The sequence below is a fragment of the Stenotrophomonas sp. 2YAF22 genome, from assembly GCF_052114665.1.
GTDB lineage: Bacteria > Pseudomonadota > Gammaproteobacteria > Xanthomonadales > Xanthomonadaceae > Stenotrophomonas > Stenotrophomonas indicatrix.
On sequence record NZ_JBFRFE010000250.1, the window covers coordinates 1 to 5,612 of the forward strand.

Here is a 5,612-nt window from a genome sequence, read left to right on the forward strand (position 1 = left end):
CCAGCGAAGCCAGGCGCGCGGCCAGCACGGCGCGGGTCTCGGCCGGGTCCAGGTAACGGCCCAGGCCGCAGCCATGGTAGGTGTACAGGTGGTGCGGCAGCTCGGCGACCAGTGCCGGCGGAATGTTCACGGTGCACGAATCGCCGTAGCCGGTGGTCACGCCATAGATGACGCCATCCTCGCGCAGCAGGCGGTCGAGGAAGTCGGCACCACGCCGGATATGTGCGCGGAACGCCGGCACATCGCTCAGCGCGGCCTCGCACTTGCGCTGGGCCAGGGCGACCACGTCTTCGATGGTCAGCGGTGCATCGCCGAAACGGCACACGGGTACGGCGTCAATCGTCATGAGGAGCCTGATCCCAGAAGGGGAAGAAATTGAACCAGTCCAGCGGGGACTGGATGACCTGGAGTTCCAGCCAGCGCGCGAAGCGCTGCGCCTGTTCGGCCAGTGCGGCATCGCGTGAACCGCGCGGCAGCACCACGCGGTCGGCGAACTGTTCGAATGCCACCCGATAGCCGTCGCCCTGGTGCAGGCACGACATCGTGTAGACCGGGCAGCCGAGCGCGGCCGCCAGCGCATAGGCGCCGATCGGGAACGGCGCGCGGTGGCCGAGGAAATCAGCCATCACGCTGCGCCCGCCCTGCACCGGCACGCGGTCGCCAACGATGGCGACGAAGCCACCCGAGGCGACCTTGTCGGCCAGCATCATCGCCGTGGCCGGGCCCATCTCGGTAACCTGCACCAGCTCCACCGCGGCCAGCGGGTCCAGCCGCTGCAACAGCCGGTTGAAGCGCTGCGCGTGCGCGGTATGCACCAGCACGGTGATGCGGAAGCCCGGCACCTGCTCGGCCAGCACCTGGCACAGTTCCAGGCAGCCGATGTGTGCGGTCAGGATGAGGCCGCCTTCGCGGCGCGCGATCCTGCCCAGCACCAGGTCACGCTGCAGGCGGATTCGCTCGGGCGGATAGCGGCCGCCGAGGCCGAGAATCTTGTCCAGCATCGTGTCGGCGAAGCTGAAGAAGTGGCGCAGGCTGTCGCGCCGGGTGGGCGCATGGCCCAGCGCACCGGCATGGGCCTGCAGCCGCTGCAGGTACTGCATCGAGGCCTGGCGACCGACGCGGTTGCCCAGCCAGTGGCAGGCCACGACCGGCCACACGCAGAGGTGGAACGGCCAGCGCCCGAACCAGCGGTGCACCCAGCACAGGAACAGCACGCCGGCCACCGACGTGGACTCGCCGATGTCGGCCCAGTGCGGGGCGTCGTGCGCGTGACTCATCTCAGCCCTGCCCCTGCAGGCGGCGCCACAGCAGGCGCGGCGCGCGCCAGAGCATGCCGAAGAACAGCCGGGTATGCATGCGGCTGATGCGCACGTTGTCGCGCCACACATCGAAATGCGAAACGCCGTCGGCCGGATAGGTCACCCGCGTAGCCAGGTGTTCGACCGGTACCTGCCGCCAGTACAGGCGCACCATCACTTCGGAGTCGAAATCCATGCGCCGGCCGATGGTTTCCTCGCCGACCAGGCGCAGCACCGGCGGCAGCGGATACACGCGGAATCCACACATGGTGTCGCGCAGGTGCAGCGACAGCGTGTTGATCCACACCCAGATGTGGGTGGCGTAGCGACCATACAGGCGCGCCTTCGGCACACTGGCATCGTAGGCGGGAATGCCGCAGATCACGGCGTCCGGCCGCGCGCGGGCGGCGTCGATGAAGCGCGGCAGGTCGCCGGTGTCGTGCTGGCCGTCGGCATCGATCTGCAGCACATGGGTATACCCACGACGCTGCGCTTCGGCGAAACCGGCCAGCATCGCACCGCCCTTGCCTTGGTTCGCGTCCAGCCGCAGCAGGTCGACACCCGCTCGCCGTGCCAGTTCCCGCAGCACCAGCGCGCAGGACGGCTGCGAGCCATCGTCGACCAGCAGGCAGGGCAGGCCCGCAGCCTGCACGCCATCGACGACCGCGCCGATGGCGTGTTCGTGGTCGTACACGGGAATGACCACCAGCGGCGCGAACGCGCCGCCAGCGGTGGCCGGCTCAATGCGCATCGGCGAACACCACCCTGYCGCTGGCGTGCACGCCATGCACCGAGGTGTAGCGGAACGTCAGCACGCCGCGCCCGGTGTCCCACTCCAGGTGCAGGGTCAGCTCGTCGCCGGGGCGGGCCACGCGCTGGAACTTCACTGCATCCATGCGCTGGAAACCAACCGGCAACACGAAGGCCTGGCGGCCGAAGCGCACCGCCCAGTCCAGCTGGGCGACGCCGGGCAGGATCGCCGCCTGCGGGAAGTGGCCCTGGAACGCGCGCAGCGCGGGGTCCAGCGTCATCCGCAGGGTGGCCGCCGCCTCGTCGCGACAGTCCCAGACCGGCACCGGCATCATCGGCTGGAACAGCGCCACCAGTGCGGCCTGGGTGACCTTGCCCTGGGCATTGATCGGCAGCGATTCGACCAGGCGCCAGCGCCGTGGCCGGGTAACCGCATCGTGGCCCTGCGCCAACCGCGCACCGAGCCGCTGCCCCAGCGCACGCCGTGCGCTGTCACCGGCACGTGCCAACGCCGGATCGGCCGGCACCACCACGGCCGCCAGCTGCTCGCGCTGGCCCTGCAGCACCAGCACGCGCACGTCCTCGACTTCTGGATCCTCACGCAGCGCGCGCTCCAGTGCATCCAGCGAAACGCGGCGTTCTTCGATCTTGACGATGCGGTCGGCACGGCCCAGCAGGCGGAAACGGCCATCGGCCAGTGCTTCCACGCGATCCTGGGTGCGCCACCAGTCCAACGTCTCCAGGTGCGGCGAGGCCACCGCCAGGCAGTCCTCCTCGATCCGCCACTGCACGCCTGGCAACGGCTGCCACGGCGGTGCATCGGTGTCCCAGCGGCGCCAGGCGATGCCACCGGTTTCACTGCTGCCGTAAACCTCGGTGGGCGCCACGCCCAACCACTGGCGGACCTGACGCGCGGCGTCCTCGGGCAGCGGGCCGCCGGAGGAGAACACCGCACGCAGGCGGCCGTGCAGGCTGGCCCAGTCGAGCTGCTCGGGCAGGCGCTTGAGATGGGCCGGGGTCGCCACCAGCACCGTGTCGGTACCGGCCAGCGCGCCCACCAGGTCTTCGTGGAAGAAGCGCCGGGGCTGGATCGCACGGCCGGCAGCCAGCGGCCACAGCACGCGGAACAGCAGGCCGTAGATATGCTGGTGGGACACGGTGCCATGTACCTGGGCACCGTCGAGCTGGGCGCCGAAGGCAGCCTGCAGCGCATCGACTTCGCGCGCCAGCTGGTCCAGCCGCTTGCTGATCGCGCTGGGCTGGCCGGTGCTGCCGGAGGTGAACACGCACAGTTCGCAGGCGCGCTCGTCCAACGGCAGCAGCGCCACGTCGGCGGCGGCGCTGTCGGTGGCCTGCAACGGCTGGTAATCCGCCGACAGGTCGCCTGCGAAGCCACTCACCTGCGGCTGCAGCGCCTGCAATGTCGCAGGCAGGTTGTCGGCGGCCAGGAACACCCGCTTGCCGGCATGCCAGGCACCGAACAACGCCGCAGCGAAGGCCACGGTGTCATCGAAGTAGAGCGCCCAGTCACGACCTTCGGCAGCGCTGAAAGCGTCATGCCAGGCCAGTACACGCAGGCGGAAGGCAGCGTGGTCGACGGCAACGCCATCGCAGATACCGATGTCGCGGCCGGGCTGCGCCGTGGTCAGCAGCCGATCCAGGGCGATCCAGTCAGCCATGCGCGTGCGCTGCCTTGACCCGACGCCGTACCAGCCATTCGCCCCCGAACAACAATCCCATCATCACGTACGCCAACAATCCGTTGTAGAGCATCCAGACCCGGTCCGACGCATACAGCGCGGTGAGCAGGGCGAGACCACCATTGAGAACGAAAAAGCCGCACCACACCTGGGTGACACGACGGGTATAGATCACCGCGAACGGTGGCAGGTCCGGCTCCTGCAGGCGCGCCAGGCGTTCCACCAGGGGCGGACCGAAGCGCAGGCTGGTGGCGAACACCGTCAACATCACCACGTTCACCAGCGCCGGGTACAGCTTCAGCGGCAGGGCCTGGTTGAGCACGGTGGCCAGCCCGGCCAGCAGGCCCGCGCCGGCGGCAGCGGCCCACCACAAGGGTTGCCGGGTGCTCAGCGCGCGCAGCAGGGCCAGCGCAAACAGCAGCAGCGCCAGCCAGCGCGGCTCGAAGCGGCCCATCGCCGCGTAGACCAGCACCGGATAGGCGAGCGAAATCGCTGCCACCACGACCATGCGTGCCCGTGCCATGGTCGCGGCGTCCGTGCTGCTGTCAGGCAGCGGCCTGACCGGGCAGCAGGCCATGCACAACATCAACGATGTCCTGCACGGTGCGCACGGCCTTGAACGCTTCAGGCTGCAGGTTGCGGCCGAGCAGCGGCTTGAGCTGCACGATCAGGTCCACGGCATCGATGCTGTCGATGTCCAGGTCGTCGTACAGGCGCGATTCCGGGCTGATCCGCGCCGGCTCGATCTCGAAGCTGTCGGTCAGGATGCGGACGATGCGCTCGAACAATTCATTCTTGGTCATGGCAGTTCCTGGCGCCTTACGACTGGCGGGCGGCGACGAACTCGCCGAGCGCGCGCACGCTGGAGAAATGGCGACGGGTTTCTTCCGAGTCGGCCGAGAGGCTGACACCGTACTTCTTCTGCAGCGCCAGGCCCAGTTCCAGTGCATCGATCGAGTCCAGGCCGAGGCCCTCCACGAACAGAGGCGCGGTCGGATCGATGTCCTCCGGGGTGATGTCCTCCAGTGAAAGCGAGGAAATGATCAATTCCTTGATCTCGTGCTCAAGTGCTTGCACGGGTCGGATCTCCAGACAGGTCGAAATAACGAGTGAGGTGGTCGGTGACGCGACGGGCCGCCAGGGCATCCCCCCTTGGCGAGTCATCTTCGGCCAGGAACGGCGCGATCGGGATATCTTCGCCGATCTGCAGCTGAACGTGAAAACGACGTGAGGGCACACGATACCACTTCTGGCCCTTGGTCAACGTCGGCGGGGTGCAGGTGATGCGCACCGGGGTGATGTCCAAGCGCCCGCGCACGGCGATGTTGGCCGCGCCGCGCTGTAGCCGCAGCGGCTGTCCGGGCACGCTGCGGGTGCCTTCCGGGAAGATGACCAGGGTGCCGCCGGCATGCACGGCCGCCGCGCAGTCATCGACCAGGCCGGCGCCGTCGTCATTGGAGATGTAGCCCGCCGCACGCACCGGGCCGCGCATGAACGGGTTGCAGGCCACCGCCCGCTTGACCACGCAGTCAGCGTTGGGCAGCAGGGCGATCAGGCAGACCACGTCGATCAGGGTCGGGTGGTTGGCCAGCACCAGCAGGCCGTCGCGCTGCAGGCGTTCGCGCCCGTCGACCTGCAGGGTCATCACCCCCAGCCGGCACATCAGCCACACATGGCTGGCGAAGGCACGCTGGACCAGCCGGCGGGCCCGGCGGCGACGCGCAAGCGGGTCGCGCATCAGCAGCAGTACCGGCATCACCAGCACGCCCAGCAACAGACCGCCGACGCCAAACGCGGCGAAGCTGAGGCCGGTGCCGAACACCCGCCAGGCATGATCAAGGCGGCGCAGCGCCTCAGCCACGGC

Annotated in this window: 8 protein-coding genes; all 8 read right to left on the minus strand. The window is 69.0% G+C overall.

Translation table 11 applies throughout. The annotated features are described in order from the left end of the window. Positions 1 to 346 (minus strand): aromatic amino acid lyase (locus tag AB4Y84_RS11430; RefSeq protein WP_442250149.1); only part of this gene is annotated, 346 nt, incomplete at its 3' end. Next, entirely contained in the window at positions 336 to 1,277 is a 942-nt protein-coding gene (locus tag AB4Y84_RS11435) for an LpxL/LpxP family acyltransferase (RefSeq protein WP_442244205.1), read from the minus strand. The genes AB4Y84_RS11430 and AB4Y84_RS11435, both read right to left, overlap by 11 nt. Position 1,278: 1 nt before the next feature. Continuing rightward, complete coding sequence (locus AB4Y84_RS11440) at positions 1,279 to 2,049, minus strand: glycosyltransferase family 2 protein (RefSeq protein ID WP_442244206.1); 771 nt, start codon at positions 2,047 to 2,049, stop codon at positions 1,279 to 1,281. Next, positions 2,039 to 3,727, minus strand: coding sequence for an AMP-binding protein (locus tag AB4Y84_RS11445; RefSeq protein ID WP_442250150.1), 1,689 nt, complete (start codon positions 3,725 to 3,727; stop codon positions 2,039 to 2,041). Before AB4Y84_RS11445 ends, AB4Y84_RS11440 begins: the two co-directional genes overlap by 11 nt. Beyond that, positions 3,720 to 4,271 carry a hypothetical protein gene (locus AB4Y84_RS11450; RefSeq protein ID WP_089238175.1) on the minus strand — a complete coding sequence of 184 codons (552 nt, stop codon included), beginning with the start codon at positions 4,269 to 4,271 and terminating at the stop codon, positions 3,720 to 3,722. Before AB4Y84_RS11450 ends, AB4Y84_RS11445 begins: the two co-directional genes overlap by 8 nt. Positions 4,272 to 4,293: 22 nt before the next feature. Further along, positions 4,294 to 4,551: an acyl carrier protein gene (locus AB4Y84_RS11455; protein WP_025878014.1), complete on the minus strand. Its 258-nt coding sequence runs from the start codon at positions 4,549 to 4,551 to the stop codon at positions 4,294 to 4,296. A gap of 16 nt (positions 4,552 to 4,567) precedes the next feature. Beyond that, complete coding sequence (locus AB4Y84_RS11460; protein ID WP_005411610.1) at positions 4,568 to 4,825, minus strand: phosphopantetheine-binding protein; 258 nt, start codon at positions 4,823 to 4,825, stop codon at positions 4,568 to 4,570. Next, positions 4,812 to 5,609, minus strand: coding sequence for a lysophospholipid acyltransferase family protein (locus tag AB4Y84_RS11465; protein WP_442244207.1), 798 nt, complete (start codon positions 5,607 to 5,609; stop codon positions 4,812 to 4,814). Before AB4Y84_RS11465 ends, AB4Y84_RS11460 begins: the two co-directional genes overlap by 14 nt. Between the last annotated feature and the right edge of the window lie 3 nt (positions 5,610 to 5,612).

Coding starts and splice junctions, on each gene's coding strand:
- AB4Y84_RS11435 (WP_442244205.1), bottom strand. CDS start 1,277: ATGAGTCACGCGCACGACGCCCCGCACTGGGCCGACATCGGCGAGTCC.
- AB4Y84_RS11440 (WP_442244206.1), bottom strand. CDS start 2,049: ATGCGCATTGAGCCGGCCACCGCTGGCGGCGCGTTCGCGCCGCTGGTG.
- AB4Y84_RS11450 (WP_089238175.1), bottom strand. CDS start 4,271: ATGGCACGGGCACGCATGGTCGTGGTGGCAGCGATTTCGCTCGCCTAT.
- AB4Y84_RS11455 (WP_025878014.1), bottom strand. CDS start 4,551: ATGACCAAGAATGAATTGTTCGAGCGCATCGTCCGCATCCTGACCGAC.